The sequence below is a fragment of the Vibrio natriegens NBRC 15636 = ATCC 14048 = DSM 759 genome (genome assembly GCF_035621455.1).
GTDB classification, from domain to species: domain Bacteria; phylum Pseudomonadota; class Gammaproteobacteria; order Enterobacterales; family Vibrionaceae; genus Vibrio; species Vibrio natriegens.
Window position 1 is genome coordinate 647,340 of record NZ_CP141823.1, and the last position, 19,829, is coordinate 667,168.

Below are 19,829 nucleotides of genomic sequence, written 5' to 3' on the forward strand. Positions count from 1 at the left end.
ACTTATGGAGCTATCTTATGAATCACGTAATCAAAACAGCAGCACTGAGTAGTGTTGCTCTTGCTTTGTTTGGCTGTAACCAAACTCAACAACCTCTTCAGGAATCCTTTTCATCAAGACCAATCCAGGTGATTGAGGTATCTGGCGACAATGCAACGCTGGAAAAATCATTCAGTGGGATTGTTGAAGCCAAAGAAATAGCGGCGCTCTCTTTCCGAGTTCCGGGCACGCTATCCAGCGTATTGGTAAAAAAAGGCGATCATGTCGAGAAAGGACAAGTGATCGCTCGCCTTGACCCTCATGATTACCAAGTGTCGCTGGATGAACTTGAAGCTCGTATGTTAGAAGCAAAATCGGCTCATAAGTTAGCGAAAGCAGAGTTAAAGCGTGTTCGACAAGCTACATCAGAAGATGCCATTGCAAGCGTGAACCTTGACCGTGCGGTAAGCAGTTATGAACGCAGTGTGTCATCGGTGAAAGTGGTTGAGAAGAACATTCAACGTGCCAAAGACGCGCTAGGTTACACCGAGTTGCGCGCTCCGTTCTCTGGCATCATTGGCGAAGTCAACGTGGAGCAATTTGAGCAAACCAGCCCGGGATTATCCGTTGTGACGCTACAACAAGATGGAAACTGGGAAGTCGATATCGATGTGCCAGAGAACATGATTCAGGATTTCTCCTTAGGTCAGGATGCAGAGTTAACCTGGTATGACACAGAGCAATCCTATCGCGCCGTTGTCAGTGAAATTGCCCCTAAGAAGCACATGCTGAAACAAACTTATACTGTGACGTTAGATGTCGACTCGGCATCTAACGACTTGTTTACCGGCAAAGCGGTGACGGTAAATACTCACTTCACCCAACAGGCATCCAGCCACTGCTTCCCTTACTCTGCCGTATTGGGAGAAAAAGCCAGCCTGCACGTTAATGTCGTGCGTGACCAAGTTGTACACGAAGAACCCGTAAACCTGGAATCAATCGATGCCTATCAGGCATGTGTCACTGGCAATTTTGCCCAAGGTGACTACGTCGTCATCAGCGGCAGCCACTACCTGAGCGAGGGTGACGTCACCCCAACCCTAACCATCAAGACTCTATAGGTACGAATCCATGATCAATTTAGCTGAATTCGCTATTCGTCAGCGCAAATTCGTACTCTTTTTCATCGTATTAAGTGTGATTGCGGGCATCTATTCCTATTTTGACTTAGGCAAGTTGGAAGATCCGAGCTTTACCGTAAAAACAGCCGTTGTTGTCACGCTCTATCCGGGCGCTTCAGCAGAAGAAGTTGAGCAACAAGTCACTGATACCATCGAAACCAAATTGCAGGAAATGGCTGAGCTCGATAAGTTACGTTCTCTCTCACGTCCTGGTCTTTCGATGGTATTTGTCGACCTCAACGAGAGCCTCAATTCCAAAGCACTCCCTCAGCAGTGGGATTTACTGAGACGAAAAGTCGAGGACGTGAAACTCCAACTGCCATCTTCAGCGCAAATTAGCATTGTGCAAGATGAGTTCTCGGAAGTGTATGGCATGCTTTTCTCTATCCACAGTAAAGATGCTGCTCCAGAAGAGCTACGTCGTTACGCTGAAGAGCTACAACGTCAAATCAAAGCCGTTGACGGGATCAAAAAAATCGAACTGCATGGCGTACAGCCGCGTGTAGTTAACATTGATATGCCTGACGAACGTCTGGCGCAGTACGGCCTGTCTATTGCTCAGGTTTGGAATCAGCTTAACTCGCAAAACACCACCTTTGAAGCGGGCAAATTTGATGCGGGCACTGAACGTATTCGCATCGCGCAAACCAGCGAGTTTCAGTCTCTGGAAGACATTCGCAATTTGGTGATCAATGGCGGCACCGGTGACCTTGGCTCTGGCTTAATCCGATTAGGCGATATCGCCGATGTTACCATGGGCTACCAAACTCCTGCCTTGTCAGAGAATCGCTACAACGGTGAACCAGCCGTGACACTGGCAGTTAGTCCCGTTGAGGGCATCAACGTGGTCTCTCTTGGCGATACGATTCAAAACATCATTGCGAATTACCAAGCTTCACTTCCACTGGGAGTCGATATTTCAACGGTCGCCTATCAGCCAGAAGAAGTACAAAAATCAATTGATGACTTCGTGGGTAATTTACTTGAAAGTGTACTGATTGTTTTTGTGGTACTGCTCGTCTTTATGGGCTTTAAAAGTGCAACCATTGTTGGCGCGAGCTTACTACTGACAATTTTGCTGACGTTGAGCTACATGAACATTGCAGGCATTGACTTGCACCGAGTTTCGCTGGGTACGTTTATCCTGGCTCTGGGTATGCTGGTTGATAACGCCATTGTTATCACCGATATGATGATCGTGAAACTCAACAAAGGCATTGAACGCACTCGCGCAGCCATTGATTCAGTCAAAGAAACCGCGATACCACTATTAGGCGCAACGGTAATTGCGATAATGGGCGCCAGTCCGGTTCTATTCTCAAAGACAGATTCTGCGGAATTCGCCAGCTCGGTATTTTACATTATGGCGTCTTCACTGCTGCTTTCATGGATTGTGGCGATGACCTTCACCGTGCTGATGGTTTGGATGTTCGTGAAACCAAAAGCGGTAAAAGAAGAATCCAAACCAAGCCGTTATAAGCAACTGGTCTTTTGGACAGTCGACAACCCAGTTAAAGCATTATCAGCGTTAGTTCCACTGATCGTTGCGACGGCATTAGCGGTCCCTTATGTTGCAGTAAACTTCATTCCGCAATCCGATCGCTCAATTGTGTTCTTAGATTACTGGTTGCCAAATGGTGCGAAGATCGAACAAACCTCAGCAGATATGCGCAAGGTCGAGAAGTGGCTGGTCGAACAGCCAGAAGTCGAAAGTATCTCAAGCTATATCGGAACAAGTGCTCCACGTTTCTCTGTAACGGTAGAGCCAGAACCACTTGACCCGGCATATGGCCAGGTGCTGATTAATACCAAAGACTATCCAAGCATCAGCCGCTTAGTTGCTCGCGGTGATGAATGGCTTAAAAATGAGTTTCCGGATGCAGAACCTCGTTTCCGCGCCCTTAAACTCGCAACAAAAGACAAGTTTGCTGTAGAAGCCCGCTTTTCTGGCCCTGATGAGAACGTGTTGCATCAATTAGCCGCAAAAGCGAAGACCATTTTTGCCTCTCACCCAGACGCAAAATACATCCGCGACGATTGGCGACAAGAGAGCAAAGTGCTCAAGCCAATCCTGAATCAGGACAAGATGCGTCATGCTGGCATCAATCGCACAGACGTAGCATTCGCATTGAAACGCGCTTCTGACGGTATGCCATTGGGTCAGATGAACCTGAATGACGAGCTTATCCCAATCCAATTACGTGGAACTTCGCAGACGATGGCTTCGCTAGAAACGTTGCCAGTGCGTTCTCTGATTGGGTTCAACAGCGTTCCACTTGGTCAGATCGTCGATGGTTTTGAGCTCGTTACCGAAGAGAGCATGATCTGGCGTCGTGATCGCGTGAAAACCATAACGGTTCAGGCCGGTGTTAGCCGAGAGTCAACACCAGCCAACGTTAGAAACGCGATTAAAGATCAAATTGAAGCGATTGAACTGCCTTCTGGCTACAGCATGGAATGGGGCGGCGAATATTATGACGAAAACAAATCCGTCACGGACATCATGAAACAGCAACCGAAAGCCATGCTGATCATGGTGATCATTCTGGTGGCAATGTTTAACGGCTTCAAGCAGCCAATCATCATCTTGGCGACTCTGCCATTGGCAGCGTCAGGGGCGGCTTTTGCTCTGCTCGGTTTTGATAAACCATTTGGTTTTATGGCGATCATCGGTGCGATTACGCTGACGGGGATGATCATTAAAAACGGCATTGTATTAATGGATCAAATAGAACTGGAACGAGCAAACGGTATGAACCTGTCAGACGCGATTAAAGAAGCGACCGTGAACCGAACCATGGCGATCTCGATGGGCGCACTAACAACCGCGCTAGGCATGATTCCGCTACTTTCGGATCTGCTGTTTGACCAAATGGCAGCAACCATCATCGGTGGTTTAGCAGCGGCAACAGTCTTGTCTTTGTTCGTAATGCCTGCACTTTATCGCCTTGCGTACAAGGACAAAGAGCCAATAACCCAAACCAACACTAAGCCACAGGAGGCGTCATCATGAAAAAATTCATCCTTGCGCCAATTGTTCTGGCACTGAGTTTGACCGGTTGTGCGGTGGGTCCCGATTATCAGGGGCCAACCACCAGCATTGCAGAGACTTACCTTAACAGCCAAGACTCGGGGCTAAGCACCGAGTCACAAACTAATGAGTTTTGGTGGACGGAGTTTAATGACCCAATCTTAAATCAACTGGTTCAAGATATGCAGAGTCAAAGTATTCCGCTTAAAGTTGCCGCAGAGCGTGTAAAAATGGCCAACAGCTATAAGACGATGGTGGAATCGTTTAAGGTGCCGACCATCAGTCTCAGCGCGGGCTATATGAATTATCAGTTCAGTAAGAATGACTCGTCACTGGGCCCGATTTTAAACCCGTTAAGTGATTCGGTATCCGGCTTACCGCCACAAGTTGGCAATGTCACCTTGATGGATAATCAACACGATGGTGTCTTTGCCGGAGCGAATATCTCGTGGGAGATGGATTTATTTGGACGAATTGACCGTCAAGCGAATGCAGCGCAAATTCGTCTGGAGCAAGCTGAAATTTATCAAAGTGGCTTAACCACAGTGATTACGGCGGATTTAATTCATAACTACCTTCAGTACCAAGGTGCGAGCGAACGCCTTGACCTGGCGAAGTCAAACTTGGACGATCAGAAACGCACCATGAACCTGGTCGAGAAAGTGGTGCAAAGCGGCTATGGTTCTGACCTTGATTTAGCACAAGCGAAAGCAACGCTCGCGGCTATGGAAGCGATTGTTCCTCAGCTGGAAATTGCTCAACAAACGCATAAACATCGGATTGCGGTGCTCCTTGGAGAACCTCTGACAAAGGTTGAAACCCGTTTGGCACAAAGCCACGGTGTGCCGAGCATGCAGAATATGGTGCCCGTCGGTTTACCCTCGGATTTATTGAAGCGCCGCACCGATATTCGTCTGGCTGAGCGTGAAATGGCAGCATTGAATGAAGAACTCGCGGCTAGTATTGCCGATCAATACCCTAAGTTTTTCTTAACGGGCGCTCCGGGCTTATCCGCATCGAGCTTTGATGATCTGTTCAGTAGTGACTCTTTCGGCTGGATGGGTGCTGCAGGCGTAAGTTGGAACTTGTTTGACGGCGGGCGCGGGGAGGCAATTGAAGCCATGAACCAAGCACGATTTGATTCGGCGACATTGTCTTATCAGCATACGGTGGATGCAGCATTGGCAGAAACGGAATCAACTCTATTTGCTTATGGCAGAAGCCAGGAGAACCAGCGTCGAGTTAATGATGCCCTCAAAGCGACGGATAACGCAGTGAGCAAGGCGAAGTCACTTTACCGCGCTGGTCTGATTGACCATTTATCGGTGTTAGATGCTCAGCGTCAGCAACGAATGATGCAAGACCAACGTGTCGCGGCAAAACTGCAAACAGCGCAAGCAACGATTGCACTTTACAAATCACTTGGCGGGGACTGGACACTCAATCCGCCAAACAACTCAGGAAGTTGATTATCTGCCAACCTTGATTCTTGGTATTAACTGGAATCATACTCCATTCGTTCATAAAGAGGCTGCTTCGGTGGCCTCTCTATCTATCCCTACAAATTTATGTTCTCTCAGATAACTAGCCAAATAACCACGCATCTTGAGGTCATTTGGGTATATAATACTTTCCCTGAAATATTTTGTTACGTTACTTAGGTAACACTTGAGAATAAACATGAACAACAGCAGATGGTTCGGCTTATTGGGCGGCGTGCTCTTTTTAATCAGCACAATGCTGCTTTTTGGGTCCTCGGTCCATGGTGCTTGGTATAACTTTCCTGCGGAAGCGGTCAACGGCATAGCGTTTACCTTTGCTTTTGGCATCGGACTTAACCGAGCTCTCGCCTATAGCGCAGCGTTAATTACACTCGCGGCCCTGTTCTACATCGGTTATGTCGTAGGCTATCGCGTTCATCAAAAGCTAAGAGAATCCTGTTAACTTCAGCTTCTTCCCATCCCAAAAATCAGTGTCTTGGCTGATGCTCCAACAATGAACTTAAATCTACGGTTAAATTCATAATCTTGACGTGCTAGTATTTGCGGCTTTTTGAAGTCCCTCACACTTTTCATCGACTGGATGTGAGGGGAAATACACGGCTTCCAAGCCCAAAAAAGCGAAGTACTTATGTCAAATATGACGAATACCGCCTCCCACGCTCCTGTTCAGGAAGCAGACTATGCCGCGATCCACCCTCCTTCCCTAGTTAAGCGACTCGAACTCACTAACCCTGTATTTTGGTTAAGTGGTAGCTTTCTTACTCTGTTCGTTCTGCTCGCTCTGACGAATACTGATTCTCTAACCGCAATGGTTAACAGTGGCTTTGGTTTTGCCACAAAATATTTCGGAGCTTACTGGCAAGTATTGCTTCTTCTCAATTTCTTAATTGGTTTGGCTCTCGCTTTTGGACGTACTGGTGATGTACGTTTAGGAAGTTTAGCGGAACCAGAAATCGATAATTTCAAATGGCTATCGATTGTACTCTGCACCCTACTCGCTGGTGGCGGTGTTTTTTGGGCAGCGGCAGAGCCTATCGCCCATTTCGTTACTGCTCCACCACTCTATGGTGATGCCTCTCCGAAAAGTGCCGCAATCAACGCGTTATCTCAGTCCTTTATGCATTGGGGTTTCTTAGCCTGGGCAATCCTTGGTGGCCTTTCCTCTATTGTTTTGATGCATCTCCACTACGACAAGGGTCTACCACTAAAACCTCGTACTCTGCTGTACCCTGTTTTAGGTGATAAAGCCATCAACGGCTGGATTGGTAACCTCGCGGATGCGTGCAGTATTATCGCGGTAGCCGCTGGCACGATTGGTCCTATTGGTTTTCTTGGCCTGCAAATCAGTTACGCACTGAATTCTCTGTTTGGATTGCCAGATACTTTCTTTACGCAAAGCATGGTGATCATTGCTGCCATTCTGATGTACACCCTTTCCGCGCTAAGTGGCGTCAGTAAAGGCATTCAAATTGTTAGTCGTTACAATATCATCTTATCCGTTGTTTTGATTGGGTATATTTTGTTCGTTGGTCCAACTACGTTTATTGTCGACGGCTATGTTCAAGGTATAGGCCGTTTGGTAGATAACTTCTTTCCAATGGCACTCTACCGTGGTGACGCTGACTGGTTAAGCTGGTGGACCGTTTTCTTCTGGGGCTGGTTTATTGGTTATGGCCCAATGATGGCGATCTTTATTGCGCGTATCTCTCGCGGTCGCACAATCCGTCAGTTGATCATGGCAATTAGCATTGCTGCACCGCTCATTACCTGCTTCTGGTTCAGTATTGTTGGTGGTAGTGGTCTGGCATTTGAGCTAGAGAATCCAGGTGTAATTTCATCTGCTTTCGAAGGTTTCAATCTTCCTGCTGTATTGCTGGCAATTACATCAGAACTGCCATTCCCGATGCTCATTTCGGTGCTGTTCCTAATTTTAACCACGACCTTCATTGTCACCACTGGTGACTCAATGACGTACACCATCAGCGTTGTAATGACAGGCTCCACTGAACCTAACGCGGTCATTCGTGCGTTCTGGGGCTTGATTATGGGCTTAGTCGCCATTGCTCTGATCTCAATGGGCTCCGGTGGCATCTCGGCGTTGCAGTCCTTCATCGTAATTACCGCAGTGCCAGTGTCTTTGATCATATTGCCAAGCATTTGGAAAGCACCAGGTATTGCGAAGCAGATGGCGAAAGAGCAAGGTTTAACGTAATCGCTTAAGTGATGATTCCCGGTAACGCTTTACACATTATCGGGAATCTATTACTCACTCCACACTGTCAATGCGGATTCTCACCGCATCCGGGCGCCAGTACTCCAGTTCGCAGTCCATCAACTCCCCATTCTGGTTGTAGTTCACCCGACAGATCTTAAGAACAGGCTGCCCTTCCGCCAGATTTAGTGGTTTTGCAACATGAGCAGGCGCTGACGTCGGAATCACATCAAATCGGGAGCGTTTCGTTTCGAATCCATACTTTTCTCGATAGATGCCCGTCAGTGACATGGTCAGGTTTTCCGATAAGATTCCCTCAAACAATTCCGCTTTCAGGACATTTTCTACAAACAGTACCGCGCGGCCATCAATATGGCGCAGTCGCTCGATAATATAAGTTGGCGTGATCTGCTCGACTTCTAATACCTTGGCATATTCACCAGACGCCATCTCACTCCGGACGTTGATTAATTTAGTTTCAGCAATCCGATTCTGTTCACGTACCATTTGATGAAAGTGAGAACGAGACAAGGGGTTATAACAGACTCTCGGTGGAGAAACATACCAGCCTCGTCGCTCCTCCCGATAGATGATGCCCTCCGTTTCTAACGAAACTAAAGCGTCCTTAATGGTGATTCTGGTCGTCGAAAAAAGCTCACTCAACTCACGTTCCGACGGTAACTTTTGCCCTTGTACGATAACGCCTGAATGAATTTGTTCACGAAGCGTCGCTTTGATTTTTCCCAGTTGCGTACCTGACTGTTTCCCCGAGTAAGCAGAGCCCAAAATGTTCATTCTCTGATCTAGTCCATAGATTGTTTGATGAACAAGATAGGTCAGTTGGATAACAGAAATATGACAACTAACAACTGGTTAACTTGTGTTCAGATGAAATATAACTGCCACAGAAATTCAGCATAACTGTCAAATTATCTGCGCGAAATCGTCACATTCCACCCATAGGATAACAATCGAACTTACTGACCTAGTCCAGAAGGATGGAGACAATGAAAACTTTGCTTAGCCGTTCCGCTGTAGCATCAGCCACTCTGATTGCAGCAACACTATCTACCTCTGCGTTTTCCGCAACACAAGAAAAAGACGCCAACCTAGACACATTGGTAAAAGCTGCTCAAAAAGAAGGCGCAGTTTACAGTGTGGGTATGCCTGGTAGTTGGGCAAACTGGAAAGACACATGGACGGACTTGCAATCAAACTACGGTTTGAAGCACCAGGATACGGACATGAGCTCTGCTCAGGAGATCGCTAAATTCGAAGCTGAGAAGAAAAATGCGACCGCAGACATTGGTGATGTGGGTTTTGCCTTTGCGCGAGTAGCAGTGAAAAAAGGGGTAACGCAGCCATATAAGCCAACCACTTGGAACGACATCCCTGATTGGGCAAAAGATAAAGATGGTCACTGGGCACTGGCTTACACAGGCACAATTTCTTTCATCTCAAACAATAATCTGGTGAAAAACGCGCCAAAAACTTGGGATGACCTGCTAAAAGGCGACTACAAAGTAACGGTTGGCGATGTCGGTGTGGCAGCGCAAGCTAACAATGCGATACTTGCGGCAGCCTTTGCGCATGGTGGTGACGAGTCAAACTTAACACCAGCTATCGAGTATTTTGCAAAATTAGCCAAGCAAGGTCGTTTGTCGTTTACGGATCCAAGCATCGCAAACCTTGAAAAAGGTGAAGTCGAAGTGGCTATCCTGTGGGATTTCAACGCACTGAACTACCGTGATCAGATTGACCGCGACCAGTTTAGTGTCAACATTCCTCAAGACGGCTCTGTGATTTCGGGCTACACAACCATCATCAACAAGTACGCGAAAAACCCAAATGCAGCGAAGCTAGCACGTGAATACATCTTTAGTGACCAAGGCCAGATCAACCTTGCAGAAGGTTATGCACGTCCGATTCGCAGCAACATCACTCTACCAAAGTCCATTCAGGACAAGTTGATCTCGAACGACCAGTACACGAATGCTAAACCAGTTACGGACTTCTCTGCATGGGAAAAATCGGCACGTAAACTGCCACGTCAATGGCAAGAGAACGTACTGATTCATCAGCAATAGTACTAAGCAACCCCCTCTCCTAAGAAGTAACGAGAAAATATCATGAGCAATAAGGTTATCCTTGTTGTTCTAGATGGACTGAACTATCAGGTAGCCCGTGATTGTATGGGCTACCTAAACGGTCTGTTAGAGCAACAACGTGCAACACTATACCCGGTTCAATGTGAACTGCCTTCGATGTCCCGCCCACTTTATGAATGTATCCTAACCGGTGTCCGTCCGGTTGATAGCGGCATCGTCAACAACAATATCGTTCGTTTGTCGAATCAGGATTCAATCTTCAGTTTGGCAAAGTCTCAGGGAAAAGTGACCGCAGCAGCGGCATATCACTGGGTAAGCGAACTTTATAATCGCGCCCCGTATAACGCTGTGCGCGACCGCTTCACCAATGATGAAACACTGAATATCCAACATGGCTGTTTTTATCACTGGGACCAGTACCCTGATGAAGCACTGTTTCTGGATGCCGAGCATTTACGCCGTGAACATCAGCCGGATTTCTTGCTGATTCACCCAATGAACATTGATGATATAGGCCATAAATTCGGCTTAGATTCTCGTCAATACCGCAATTGTGCGCGTGGCGCAGACATCATTCTTTCCAACTATATCGATCAGTGGCTTGCCGATGGCTACCAGATTATTGTGACCAGTGATCATGGCATGAATAACGATTTATCTCATGGCGGCATCCTGCCAGAAGAAAGAGAAGTACCACTGTTTGTGATTGGCAATATGTTCACCCACCAAGAGTGTCACGTTAAGCAAACTGAGATTTGTGGCTCGGTTTGCCAGCTTCTCAACCTTGATCACTCAAAACCTTACACTCAGGAATTGTTAGTACTATGAGCAGTTCTGCCATCGCATCAACATCAAACAACGTAAGCGCGAAACAGCGTCGAATAAGTTGTTGGTTAAAAAGGAGTAAGCCTGCATTGTGGCTTGCCCCTTTCGCTCTGTTTTTCTACCTTTTTCAGCTTGCACCAATTGTTTGGGTGCTGATTAACAGCTTTATTTACGACCAAGAGTTCGCGTTCGACAATTATCTGGAAGTGTTTGATTCAACCTTCATGATGCAAGCCTTCGGCAACAGCCTGTGGCTCTCATTTTGGTCGAGTATTGCTGGTTTACTAGTGGCAACCGTACTGGTTTCTTCGTTACGTCGTGTCGATTCAAAAATCCGCGACGGTGTGATTGCCTTCACCAACATGAGCAGCAACTTTGCAGGCGTCCCTCTGGCGTTCGCGTTCATCATCATTTTGGGCACTAATGGTGCGGTCACTTTATTGCTTAAGCAATACGGCCTGCTCGGCGATTTCGACCTTTATGGTAAATGGGGATTGATGGCGATTTACATCTACTTCCAGATCCCGTTGGCAGTACTGCTGCTCTACCCTGCATTCGATGCCTTAAGTGACGATTGGCAAGCGGCCGCCGCACTACTTGGGGCAAAGACATCACAATACTGGATACGCATCGCATTACCCGTACTTTCTCCTGCTCTGTTGGGCACGTTTATCATCCTGATCGCAAATGCCATTGGTGCTTATGCCAGTGTGTATGCGTTAACTTCCGGTAACTACAACCTCATTACTATTCGCATTGCGAGCTTAGTCTCGGGCGATCTGTTCCTTGAGCCCAATCTCGCCGCCGCAATCTCGGTTATTTTGATGACGATGCTGGCCTTTATCACTGTGATTAACCAATGGCTGATTACTAAGAGCTACGCAGGTAGAAGCTAATGCAAAACATTAATACGCGCTTCCACAAAACGGTGGTGTACTCCATTGTTGGTATTATGTTGGTACCAATCATTGCGACCTTCGTTTATTCGCTCTCATCCCGCTGGGGAGCGACCATTCTACCGGACGGATTTACTCTGGATTGGTACATCAAACTGTTGACTGACCCGCGCTTCCTGCAAGCATTTGGTCGTTCTCTGTTTATTTGTATTTCTGCTCTGGCATTGAGCGTTGTTCTGATTCTGCCTGCGATTTTTGTGGTGTTTTACTACTTCCCAAAACTCGACAAGCTGATGAACATTCTAATCTTGCTTCCGTTTGCTGTACCGCCGGTGGTGTCGTCGGTTGGCCTTCTGCAACTTTATGCCAACAGCGATATTTCCTTAATTGGCACTCCGTGGATTCTGATTGGCACTTATTTCACGATCGCTTTACCTTTCATGTATCGAGCGATTTCAAACAGCTTTGAGGCCATCAATTTGCATGACTTGATGGACGCAGCGCATTTACTTGGCGCAAGCACAACCAAAGCGTTTTTGCTGATCATTTTGCCAAACTTGAAGAAAGGCTTAATGGCGTCGCTGTTTCTCTCTTTCTCCTTTCTGCTCGGTGAGTTTGTATTTGCCAATATTCTTGTTGGCACACGCTATGAAACCCTGCAAATCTATTTGTACAACATGCGTCAGACAAGCGGACACTTTACATCTGCGCTGGTCATGACCTATTTCCTGTTTATTTTCTTACTGACTTGGCTGGCAAGTCGTTTCAGTCGAGGCACTAAATCATGAGCTACGTAACCGCAAAAAACCTGACCAAACGCTTTGGTGACAATACGGTCTTTGAAGACATCCAATTCAGCATTGAACAGGGCGAGTTTATTACTCTGCTTGGCCCTAGTGGTTGTGGCAAATCCACTCTTCTTCGCAGCCTGGCAGGGCTTAACCCTGTTGAAGGTGGCACCATTTCGGTTAACGGAGAGGACATCACCCACCAAGTACCGCAGGAGCGTGGCATTGGCATGGTGTTTCAGTCTTATGCTCTGTTTCCCAATATGACGGTGGAAGGTAACATTGCGTTTGGCCTGAAAATGAAAAGACTAGACGCTGACATCATTCAGCGTGAAGTGGCGAAAGTGATTGAGCTGGTTGACCTGAAAGGCAAAGAAAAACAGTACCCGCATCAACTTTCCGGTGGGCAACGTCAGCGTGTCGCACTAGCACGCGCCTTGGTGGTGAAGCCGCGAATTTTACTCCTCGACGAACCTTTGTCAGCTCTGGATGCCAAAATCCGTAAGCACCTTCGTCAGCAAATTCGCGACATCCAGAAAGAAATGAACCTAACCACGATTTTCGTCACCCATGACCAAGAAGAAGCCATGATCATGTCTGATCGTATCTTTCTGATGAATAAAGGGGAAATCGTTCAGGCTGGTACACCTGAAGAGATTTACACGCAACCAGCCAACGAGTTTGTTGCCGGTTTTATGGGACACTACAATCTGGTGGAATCCGACCACGCCAAACAGCTTTTTAATATCGATACGCAAAGCAAAGTGGCTATTCGCCCTGAATCTATATATGTCAGAGAGCAAGGCCGTCAGTATGGTAACCACATTTCCGCACCACAAAGCGGTATCATCAAAAATCACCAGTTGCTGGGTAATGTGATTCGCTATCAGGTGGAGGTTAACGAGTGCGAACTCACCGTTGATTTACTCAACCGTTCATCTGAGCGACTATTAGCAAATGGCAGCCAGTTAGAACTACTCTTTAATCTAAACGAAATTCAACCAGTGAGAGCTTAAGATGTCCAAACCTTTGTATGTTTTTGATATGGACGAAACCTTAATCAACGCAGACTGTGCAATGATTTGGAACGCGTTTTTGGTCGAGAAGGGCATCGCGACTGAGCCCAACTTTATCGAAGAAGATCAACGCCTCATGAAGCTCTACGCTGAGGGGAAAATGGACATGGAAGACTACCTTGAGTTTTGCATGGCACCACTTTCCGACATGCCTATTGAACAAGTGAAAATGTTAGTTGCAGAGTGCGTGGACAAACAGATTCTACCCAAGCAGTTTAAGCAGTCCAAAACGTTGATCGAACAGCTTTCCCGAGATGGCATTGATATGGTGATCATTTCCGCGAGCGTGACTTTCTTAGTCGAAGCGGTAGGCCAACGTCTTGGAATCCCAACATCATTGGGGATCGACTTGATTGAACAAAAAGGCACTTACAGCGCTGCAATTTCGGGCATACCTAGCTATCGAGAAGGCAAAGTCACCAGATTGCAACAATGGCTAGAAGCACAGCCAGAATTGTACTCAGAAATTCATTTTTATACGGATTCAATCAACGATTTGCCGCTTTGTCAGCACGCTGACTACGCTTATCTGGTCAATCCATGCCCTCGCCTGCGAGAGCATGCGAATCAGCCAAACTGGACGGTATTAAGTTGGGATTAGATAAGCATATTTGGACGATCTATCACTTCTGACCCAATCAAAAAGAGCAGCAGGAAAAGCTGCTCATTTTGTTCACGCAAAATAGCCTAAGCATCCACTGGATGAATGCGTCATGAATTAAAACATGTCGTTAACAAAAGCAAGCGATTTATGCGGCTTTGCGCAGGAGAATTACCACCCATCATCATACACAACTGTGCTCACATAGATGAAAAACACAAACAACATACCGTTTATAAATCGAAATGTTATCAGAAACTTAGTTTTGGCACACACCAAATACAGAACAACAACATATTCGCAATTATAAGTAACGATAATGAAATCATTGATTGAGGAATTAACATTTTAACAATCATTACAACAATGTTAACTTTAGCGCAGTTGGTCGCACTGGTGGTAAGCCTCTCACCAAGCTATTGTCAGTTTGATAAGGATGTTCGACCATCTCCATAATGAATAGACACCGAATTTGGTGCCCTTTTTCGCCCGCAAAGACGGTTCTTTGCGGGCTTTTTTCTGTCTGCGATTTATCAATAGACATAAAAAAGCCAGCTTTTATAAGCTGGCAAGAGAGCAACAAGATCAGCGCCTACTGCTATCTAGCGCTGAACGTGTATTAGGAGTCATTCTTTATTTTGACAAGGGCCATTCAGAAACTATGACTTACTCGCTTCTGATTTTTGGCACGCAACCTTTACCAATTGTGCTTGCTCTTCTTTAATACGTTTAACGATTCGTGCATCTCGAGCATCAATATCGTCCATATTCATTTGCTGAACCTCTGCTATCGCTTCGTGCTTCATTGCAGAGAAGTCTTGACGCAAATCAGAGCTCCACTCCTCCTTGTCTAAAGTGTTAGCAGCAGCGATTGGTGATGACATTACAGCAATAAGACCAAGAGTAGAAAAAAATACGCTTTTCATAGCGAGCTCCTTGAGGATTAGCAGTTTATTTTAGGTACGCTCTATACATTGCACGTACGATGCCAACTTTTTAACCCTTAAATTTCAGCAACTTATTTTAAATCACATTTCATCACCGAAACCATCATGGTAAATTTCGCACACTGAGTGTTAAATTAACCATGACTATATTTTCTTTTTATTCTATTCATTAAAGCTATAGCACAAATGGCGGTATCTCGTACTTTCATCACGATTGCATTTGAGACAAATAAAAAGAGCAGCCCGAAAGCTGCCCTTGAGTTACGAAGAGATAAGTACTTTAGTTAGAAGCTTTAACGTGAGCTTCTGACGTATCATCCTGCTTTTTGAAACGAGCGAACAGACGCGAGAAAAAACGCTTAATCGCTCTGAATATATTCTTGATATCTTCAAGCATCAGATACAAACAAGGCACCAATACTAACGTCAATATCGTCGCATAAAGGACTGCGAAGCCTAACGCGACCGCCATAGGAATGACGAAGCGCGCCTGTAAACTGGTCTCGAACATAATCGGCAGAACACCAGCAAACGTCGTGATTGAAGTTAGAGTAATCGCGCGAAAACGTGCACACCCAGCCTCAACAACCGCTTGTTTAATATTCATCCCTTTTTCTCGAACTTGGTTTACGTAGTCCGTCATGACGAGAGAGTCATTGATGACCACACCTGCTGCGGCAATAAGACCAAAGGTGGACATCATACTGATGTCTAACCCAAGCCAGAAATGCCCCCAAATCGCGCCCGTCAAACTGAAAGGGATCACCGACATCACAATCAGCGGCTGCGTGTAACTCTTCAGTGGCACCGCAAGTAGGATGTAAACGATGATCATCCCGGCAATAAAGAAGAGAATCTGCTCGTTACGCTGTGCAGCTTGCTCCTCGATGTCTCCACCTAGCTCAGTTTTAACGCTTGGGTACTGGTTTTTCATATCGGGCATGATGCTTTCATCGATGATTTTCACCACTTCTTCTGGCTCAACCAACTCTTCATCAATGGAGCCATAGACGTAAACCGTCTGATAACCACCCTCACGACGAATAGTACTCACGCCCGGTTGCTCATTGATCTGCACCACATCCCCCAGCATGACCTTTTTGCCTGCAGGCGTTGTGATCACGGCATAGCGTAGCGATGAGAAAGCTTCACGCGTTAATTGCGGATAACGAACCATCACTTTGATTTCTTCGCCGTCACGGATTAATCGCTGTGCTTCACCACCATAGAAACTGCCACCCACTTGCTGAGCAATCATGGTGAGATCCAAACCGAGATCGTAGGCAACAGGTGCTAGCGAAAGCAGCACTTCTTTACTGCCTGAATCAATCGAAGAAGAAATATCGTATAGACCTTCTTGCTGCTGCAAGCGGTCAATTAAGTAACGCCCCGCTTCATTTAGCTCATTGATATTCGAGCCAAACAACAGATACCCGAATTCGTCTCGATCACCACCTCCTGCGCTCTGTTCACGAATCTTGATACTCTTCATTCCCGGAATGGTTGGCATCGCTTCACGCCAACGACGCGCAAGTTCGAACGTATTGAAAGGACGCAAATCCTCGTCAACAAGCGGAACCAAAACTCGGCCTTCGGTACGGCTTCTGTTATAAGAAAGTACATCTCGAATCATTCCCTGACCGTGCTCTTCAATGGTCTGAGTTTCGACCTCCTGCATAACACGCTCAATGGTTTTAAGTGCATCAATGGTTTGCTCACTTGATACGGTATCATTCATTTCAATCGTGATCGCCGGATAATCGGTCGGTACTTTAGGGTTAGGAATGACGCGTACGTAATTTGAGTTTACTAGCGCTGCACTGATTGCCAGTAAGCCACAAAATATGGCGAAAACACTCCAACGCCAGTGAGTACAAAGGGTGACAAAACGGCGATAAGTGCCATTAACAAAACCGAAGAAGCGCGTATTAAAGCGATCTCGCCATCCGCCAACCTTTATAGGTTTGAAATTGGTGTGCGCAAGGTGGGCAGGTAAGATCAACTTAGATTCAATCAGGCTGAAGACTAAACATAAGATAACCACACCCGCGATGCCGTAGAAAAATGCACTATCGATTCCGCTAGAAAGCAAGAAAGGAGCAAATACAGCGATGGTCGTCAGAACGCCAAATGTCGCTGGCGTCGCAACGCGTTTAACACCACGGACTACGTTTTCGACACCTCCGCCCTTTTCCTCAATTTCACTGTAGGCGCTTTCCCCCATCACAATCGCATCATCGACGACGATCCCCAAAACCATGATGAAGGCAAACAGAGAGACGATATTCACTGTAATACCCAAGGCAGGCATTAACATCACCGCGCCCAGGAAACAGACAGGTAAACCGATCATCACCCACATAGCTAAGCGGAAGCGCAAGAAAATACTCAGCATAATGGCGACCAAAGCGGCACCCTGAAGCAAGTTTTTCAGCATCATGTCGAGACGCCCATTGAGGTAATAAGTCATGTCGACCAGTACCTTAAGCTGAACGTCACTTGGCAGTGTTTTGTTTTTCGCCTCGATGTATTTATGAACCGACTCAGCGACGGGAATAATATTCTGGTCGCGCGTCGCTTCTACGGACATGTAAATCGCGTTTTGTCCCGAATATTCAAAGTAACGCTCTTCTTCAGTAAAGCCATCTTTGATTGTCGCAATATCCTGCAGCAGAACTTTCGCCCCGTTAGCGCCTAACTTTACCGGAATATTTCTGAATTCATCACCGTGGTAATACTGGTTTTCAATACGTACTGCGATCATCCCAGAGTTGGTTTTGACTTCACCCGCTGAAAAGTTGGCAGAGTAACGTCGAATCGCGTCACTCACATCACTCAACGTGAGGTCGTACTTACGCAGCACAAGCGGATCGACTTCAATCGCGATCTCTTCTTCAGGCGCACTCACATACACCAACATGACGTTTTTCAGTTGCAGAAGCTCATCTTCAATTTGCTTGGCGATGGGCTTTAACTCTTCGAGTGGCCTATCACCAACGAGCCCCATCTCAATCACGTCCTGACGCCACTCAACTTGATAGACATTAATTGGCTCCATACCCGCAGGTAAATTGGACAAGGTATCAATCCGTTGATTCACATCATCAAGCACGCGTTTGATGTCAGCATTTACATCCACTTCAATAGAGACATAAGCACTGCCTCGACTCGCTCGGGATACGACTTTCTTAATGCCCGTAACGTCTTTTATCGACTCTTCTACTTTGACTAGAATGCTCTCCTCTATTTCCTGAGGAGAGGCGCCAGGATAGGTTGCGCGCACATCAATGTAGTTAACTTCGATGTTAGGGAACATCTGTCTCTGAATGAATAGATAGCTCACGATGCCCATGACAATGATAAACACCATCAGCAGGTTCGCGGCCACAGGGTTATTGGCAAAATAGGCAATTATGCCCTTTTGATTGGTCTCTTCCATGACAACTCCTACTTATTGTACGACGGTTTCGGAGTCGTCATTCTTTTTTGCGATTTGCACCGCCATGCCTTTTTGCGGGTACTCAGGCAGAGTTAACACCAGCTTATCGCTCTGTTCCAGACCGTCACCGACCAACATAAACTCGCCTTCCGCTCTCAGTACGGTAACAGTTCGAGGCTGGAGTTGGCTGTCATCATTGACAACCCAGACGGTGCGGTTTTTAACCAATTCTTGAGGTAAGCGATAAATGTGTTTGAGTTCTTTACCGGTAAAGCTGACTTCAACATAAGAACCAAATTTGATTGGTGGTTGCTTATTATCAATCCCGTATGGGTCCTCAACCTGAATCACCATATTGATCATTCGGGTTGCGCTGTCGATCATACCTAGGTCACGAACCACTTTGCCTTCACGCGTCGTCGATAAAATACCTTGCTGAGTGACGGTGGCACGAAGTTCATTGATAGATTCTGGTAAGAATGCACTGTCAAATCCAGCAATCGGCACATGTATTTCTGCTACTTCAATATTGTTGAGCGTAGCAATACGAGATCCAGATGTAACGAACTGGCCGACGCCGATATCTCGCTCAACCACTAGCGCATCGTAGGGTGCAATGACTTTGCAGTTTTCCAGATCACGCTTAGCACGTTTCAAAGACGCTTGTGCCGATTTCACCTGCGCCTCTGCGCTTAGTACATGCGGTTTACGTAAATATAAGTCCGTTACTTGTTTATCACTCAGTTGCTTAGCCTGACGCTTGGCGACTTCTGCTTTCGCCTTCTCCTCGATCAATGTTGCACGAGCACTGGCCAGAGCCGCCTCAGCTTGAAGCACTGCCGCCTCGTAGTTATCGCTTTCAATCGTGAACAAGATTTCACCGCGCTTTACGATACCGCCAGTGACAAAGTTAGGGTGCCAACTGATGACTTCACCGCTCACTTGAGCAGAGAGGTGAGTTTTCTCAAACGGCACCAATTCGCCATGGCTGGTAATCACCACTTTGTGGTCGGTAGGAAAAAGTGAAGATGCCTGAACCGTCGGCTCAGCAATGGCTTCTTTCGTCGACTCTTTTTCTGGAGCCGTTGCGGCTATTGCGGCATAACCTGCGTACGAGCCACCAGCAACAACGAAGGGTAAAAGCCAACGCAACATGGGTTTTGATAACATCCAAAAAATCCTTTTTTATTGTTTTTGTCACCGTTTAGCGCTTGATACGACCTACAGGTGTCACATACTGCCAG

15 protein-coding genes are annotated in these 19,829 nt (G+C 46.6%); 11 read left to right on the plus strand and 4 right to left on the minus strand.

Annotated elements, in window-relative coordinates; all coding sequences use genetic code 11:
- The first annotated feature begins 17 nt into the window (after positions 1-17).
- The 5 genes from VER99_RS17410 to VER99_RS17430 all read left to right on the plus strand — a co-directional run bounded on the left by VER99_RS17410 (position 18) and on the right by VER99_RS17430 (position 7,905).
- A complete protein-coding gene (locus tag VER99_RS17410) occupies positions 18-1,100 on the plus strand; it encodes an efflux RND transporter periplasmic adaptor subunit (RefSeq protein ID WP_020334432.1) in 1,083 nt (360 codons plus the stop codon).
- Positions 1,101-1,110: 10 nt separating this feature from the next.
- Entirely contained in the window at positions 1,111-4,173 is a 3,063-nt protein-coding gene (locus tag VER99_RS17415; RefSeq protein WP_020334431.1) for an efflux RND transporter permease subunit, read from the plus strand.
- Entirely contained in the window at positions 4,170-5,660 is a 1,491-nt protein-coding gene (locus tag VER99_RS17420; RefSeq protein ID WP_020334430.1) for an efflux transporter outer membrane subunit, read from the plus strand. The genes VER99_RS17415 and VER99_RS17420 overlap by 4 nt, the downstream gene beginning before the upstream one ends.
- A 211-nt stretch (positions 5,661-5,871) precedes the next feature.
- Complete coding sequence (locus tag VER99_RS17425) at positions 5,872-6,135, plus strand: hypothetical protein (RefSeq protein WP_076633450.1); 264 nt, start codon at positions 5,872-5,874, stop codon at positions 6,133-6,135.
- A gap of 186 nt (positions 6,136-6,321) precedes the next feature.
- Complete coding sequence (locus VER99_RS17430; protein WP_020334427.1) at positions 6,322-7,905, plus strand: BCCT family transporter; 1,584 nt, start codon at positions 6,322-6,324, stop codon at positions 7,903-7,905.
- Between the two features lie 54 nt (positions 7,906-7,959).
- On the opposite strand, the gene VER99_RS17435 is transcribed toward VER99_RS17430, so the two are convergent.
- The gene (locus tag VER99_RS17435; RefSeq protein ID WP_020334426.1) at positions 7,960-8,700 is read right to left on the minus strand and encodes a UTRA domain-containing protein; all 741 of its coding nucleotides are present in this window, start codon (positions 8,698-8,700) and stop codon (positions 7,960-7,962) included.
- 212 nt (positions 8,701-8,912) lie between these two features.
- Here VER99_RS17435 and VER99_RS17440 point away from each other — a divergent pair, with 212 nt between their 5' ends.
- Genes VER99_RS17440 through VER99_RS17465 form a run of 6 tightly spaced genes read left to right on the plus strand, consistent with a single transcriptional unit; the run spans position 8,913 to position 14,199 of the window.
- Positions 8,913-9,992 carry an ABC transporter substrate-binding protein gene (locus VER99_RS17440; RefSeq protein WP_020334425.1) on the plus strand — a complete coding sequence of 360 codons (1,080 nt, stop codon included), beginning with the start codon at positions 8,913-8,915 and terminating at the stop codon, positions 9,990-9,992.
- A gap of 42 nt (positions 9,993-10,034) precedes the next feature.
- On the plus strand, positions 10,035-10,841 hold the full coding sequence (locus tag VER99_RS17445; RefSeq protein WP_324707823.1) for an alkaline phosphatase family protein: 807 nt from the start codon (positions 10,035-10,037) through the stop codon (positions 10,839-10,841).
- Complete coding sequence (locus tag VER99_RS17450) at positions 10,838-11,734, plus strand: ABC transporter permease (RefSeq protein ID WP_020334423.1); 897 nt, start codon at positions 10,838-10,840, stop codon at positions 11,732-11,734. Before VER99_RS17445 ends, VER99_RS17450 begins: the two co-directional genes overlap by 4 nt.
- On the plus strand, positions 11,734-12,522 hold the full coding sequence (locus VER99_RS17455) for an ABC transporter permease (RefSeq protein ID WP_020334421.1): 789 nt from the start codon (positions 11,734-11,736) through the stop codon (positions 12,520-12,522). The genes VER99_RS17450 and VER99_RS17455 overlap by 1 nt, the downstream gene beginning before the upstream one ends.
- Positions 12,519-13,538 (plus strand): ABC transporter ATP-binding protein, encoded by a 1,020-nt coding sequence (locus tag VER99_RS17460; RefSeq protein ID WP_020334419.1) that lies wholly within the window; start codon positions 12,519-12,521, stop codon positions 13,536-13,538. The genes VER99_RS17455 and VER99_RS17460 overlap by 4 nt, the downstream gene beginning before the upstream one ends.
- 1 nt (position 13,539) lies before the next feature.
- Positions 13,540-14,199 carry an HAD family hydrolase gene (locus VER99_RS17465; RefSeq protein WP_020334418.1) on the plus strand — a complete coding sequence of 220 codons (660 nt, stop codon included), beginning with the start codon at positions 13,540-13,542 and terminating at the stop codon, positions 14,197-14,199.
- 659 nt (positions 14,200-14,858) lie between these two features.
- On the opposite strand, the gene VER99_RS17470 is transcribed toward VER99_RS17465, so the two are convergent.
- The 3 genes from VER99_RS17470 to VER99_RS17480 form a co-directional block, all read right to left on the minus strand.
- Positions 14,859-15,125, minus strand: a complete 267-nt coding sequence (locus tag VER99_RS17470) for a hypothetical protein (RefSeq protein WP_014233635.1) — start codon at positions 15,123-15,125, stop codon at positions 14,859-14,861.
- Between the two features lie 301 nt (positions 15,126-15,426).
- Complete coding sequence (locus VER99_RS17475; protein WP_020334417.1) at positions 15,427-18,585, minus strand: efflux RND transporter permease subunit; 3,159 nt, start codon at positions 18,583-18,585, stop codon at positions 15,427-15,429.
- A gap of 12 nt (positions 18,586-18,597) precedes the next feature.
- Positions 18,598-19,755, minus strand: coding sequence for an efflux RND transporter periplasmic adaptor subunit (locus tag VER99_RS17480; RefSeq protein WP_020334416.1), 1,158 nt, complete (start codon positions 19,753-19,755; stop codon positions 18,598-18,600).
- Positions 19,756-19,829 lie beyond the last annotated feature (74 nt).

Excerpts from the sequence above, each read along its gene's own strand:
- VER99_RS17460 (WP_020334419.1), top strand. The coding sequence starts at position 12,519 with ATGAGCTACGTAACCGCAAAAAACCTGACCAAACGCTTTGGTGACAAT.
- VER99_RS17450 (WP_020334423.1), top strand. The coding sequence starts at position 10,838 with ATGAGCAGTTCTGCCATCGCATCAACATCAAACAACGTAAGCGCGAAA.
- VER99_RS17475 (WP_020334417.1), bottom strand. The coding sequence starts at position 18,585 with ATGGAAGAGACCAATCAAAAGGGCATAATTGCCTATTTTGCCAATAAC.
- VER99_RS17455 (WP_020334421.1), top strand. The coding sequence starts at position 11,734 with ATGCAAAACATTAATACGCGCTTCCACAAAACGGTGGTGTACTCCATT.
- VER99_RS17470 (WP_014233635.1), bottom strand. The coding sequence starts at position 15,125 with ATGAAAAGCGTATTTTTTTCTACTCTTGGTCTTATTGCTGTAATGTCA.
- VER99_RS17435 (WP_020334426.1), bottom strand. The coding sequence starts at position 8,700 with ATGAACATTTTGGGCTCTGCTTACTCGGGGAAACAGTCAGGTACGCAA.
- VER99_RS17480 (WP_020334416.1), bottom strand. The coding sequence starts at position 19,755 with ATGTTATCAAAACCCATGTTGCGTTGGCTTTTACCCTTCGTTGTTGCT.
- VER99_RS17420 (WP_020334430.1), top strand. The coding sequence starts at position 4,170 with ATGAAAAAATTCATCCTTGCGCCAATTGTTCTGGCACTGAGTTTGACC.
- VER99_RS17425 (WP_076633450.1), top strand. The coding sequence starts at position 5,872 with ATGAACAACAGCAGATGGTTCGGCTTATTGGGCGGCGTGCTCTTTTTA.
- VER99_RS17440 (WP_020334425.1), top strand. The coding sequence starts at position 8,913 with ATGAAAACTTTGCTTAGCCGTTCCGCTGTAGCATCAGCCACTCTGATT.
- VER99_RS17410 (WP_020334432.1), top strand. The coding sequence starts at position 18 with ATGAATCACGTAATCAAAACAGCAGCACTGAGTAGTGTTGCTCTTGCT.
- VER99_RS17445 (WP_324707823.1), top strand. The coding sequence starts at position 10,035 with ATGAGCAATAAGGTTATCCTTGTTGTTCTAGATGGACTGAACTATCAG.
- VER99_RS17415 (WP_020334431.1), top strand. The coding sequence starts at position 1,111 with ATGATCAATTTAGCTGAATTCGCTATTCGTCAGCGCAAATTCGTACTC.
- VER99_RS17430 (WP_020334427.1), top strand. The coding sequence starts at position 6,322 with ATGTCAAATATGACGAATACCGCCTCCCACGCTCCTGTTCAGGAAGCA.
- VER99_RS17465 (WP_020334418.1), top strand. The coding sequence starts at position 13,540 with ATGTCCAAACCTTTGTATGTTTTTGATATGGACGAAACCTTAATCAAC.